Here is a 1788-nt window from a genome sequence, read left to right as displayed (position 1 = left end):
ATGCCGCTGATGCCGTCTGACTGGGCGCAGGGAACGTTCGTGGGCCGCGCGGACTTTGGGGAGGGGCCTAGCCCGATCCTGGTGCTGCGCGGCGAACTGATCGACATGTCGGGCGTGGTGCCCACGGTTTCGGCGCTGGTCGAGGCGGGCGATTTCTCGGGCGCGGGCGGGGTACGGCTGGGCGCCTTCGATGCGGCGGCGGTGAACCTGCTCAGCCCGGTCGATCTCCAGTGCGTCAAGGCCTGCGGCGTGACTTTCGCCACTTCCGCGATCGAGCGGTGATCGAGGAACGCGCGCGGGGTGACTGGAGCGCGGCGGCCGCCATTCGCGAGCGGCTGGAAGCGCGTATCGGCGGGCAGATCCGCTCGGTGGTGCCCGGTTCCGACAGTGCCGCCCAGCTCAAGGCCGCGCTGATCGAGGACGGGCTGTGGTCGCAGTATCTCGAAGTCGCCATCGGGCCGGACGCGGAAGTGTTCACCAAGTCGCCGGTGCTTTCCACCATGGGCGTGGGCGCCGAGATCGGCGTGCGCTCGGATTCGAGCTGGAACAACCCCGAGCCCGAGATCGCCCTGCTGGTCGGCAGCGACGGCAAGGCCGTGGGCGCGACGCTCGGCAACGACGTGAACCTGCGCGATTTCGAGGGGCGCTCGGCGCTGCTGCTGGGCAAGGCCAAGGACAACAACGCCTCCTGCGCGCTCGGCCCGCTGGTGCGCCTGTTCGACGAGAGCTTCACCATCGACCATGTGCGCGATGCCGAAGTGCGGCTCTCGATCACCGGCGAGGACGGCTTCGTGCTGAGCGGCAAGAGCAACATGGCCGAGATCAGCCGCGATCCGCTCGACCTCGTGCGCCAGACGCTGAGCGAGCACCAGTACCCCGACGGCTTCGTGCTGTTCCTGGGCACGCTGTTCGCGCCGGTGCAGGACCGCGACGAGGAAGGCCGCGGCTTCACGCACAAGGTGGGCGACGTGGTGACGATCGAGAGCGACCGGCTGGGCCAGCTCACCAACCGCGTCGTCACCTCGCGCGATGCGGCGCCGTGGAGCACCGGAATCGGGGCGCTCTACGCCAACCTGCTGTCGCGCGGACTGCTCAAGGCATGAAGATCACATCCATGACGAACCATTCGGCCATCTATCCCAGCCTCAAGGGCAAGCGGGTGCTCATCACCGGCGGCGGCACCGGCATCGGCGCGGGCCTTGTCGAGGCGTTTGCCGGGCAGGGCGCCCATGTCGGCTTCCTCGACATCAACGCCCCGGCCGGAGAGGCGCTGTCCGCGGCGCTGCCGGGCACGCATTTCCGGGCCTGCGATCTGCGCGATCTCGATGCGACGGCCGCGGTCCTGGCCGAGCTGGCCGAGGCGATCGGCGGTGTCGACGTGCTGCTCAACAATGCCGCGAGCGATGACCGGCACGGCATCGACGAAGTGACGCCGGCCTACTGGGACGAGCGCATGGCGACGAACCTGCGCCACCAGTTCTTCGCGGCGCAGGCGGTGGTGCCGGGCATGAAGGCGCAGGGCGGGGGCGTGATCCTGAACTTCGGTTCGATCAGCTGGCACCTCGGCCTGCCCGATCTCGTGCTCTACCAGACCGCCAAGGCGGCGGTGGAAGGCATGACCCGGGCCATGGCGCGCGACCTTGGCGCCGACAACATCCGCGTCAACACGATCGTGCCGGGCAATGTCGACACCCCGCGCCAGAAACAGTGGTACACCCCCGAGGGCGAGGCCGAGATCATGGCCGCACAGTGCCTCAAGGCCCGCATCCAGCCCGCCGACGTCGCCGC

At 69.2% G+C, this 1788-nt stretch carries 1 protein-coding gene and 1 pseudogene; both read left to right on the top strand.

Annotated elements, in window-relative coordinates; translation table 11 throughout:
• Positions 1-9 precede the first annotated feature (9 nt).
• Positions 10-1103, top strand: a pseudogene (locus ADT71_RS00260) (fumarylacetoacetate hydrolase family protein).
• Positions 1104-1114: 11 nt separating this feature from the next.
• On the top strand, positions 1115-1788 hold a 674-nt coding region (locus tag ADT71_RS00255), incomplete at its 3' end, for an SDR family NAD(P)-dependent oxidoreductase (RefSeq protein ID WP_054434100.1).

Source organism: Novosphingobium sp. ST904 (assembly GCF_001298105.1).
Taxonomy (GTDB): Bacteria; Pseudomonadota; Alphaproteobacteria; order Sphingomonadales; family Sphingomonadaceae; genus Novosphingobium.
This window is presented reverse-complemented; position numbering and strand designations above follow the sequence as displayed.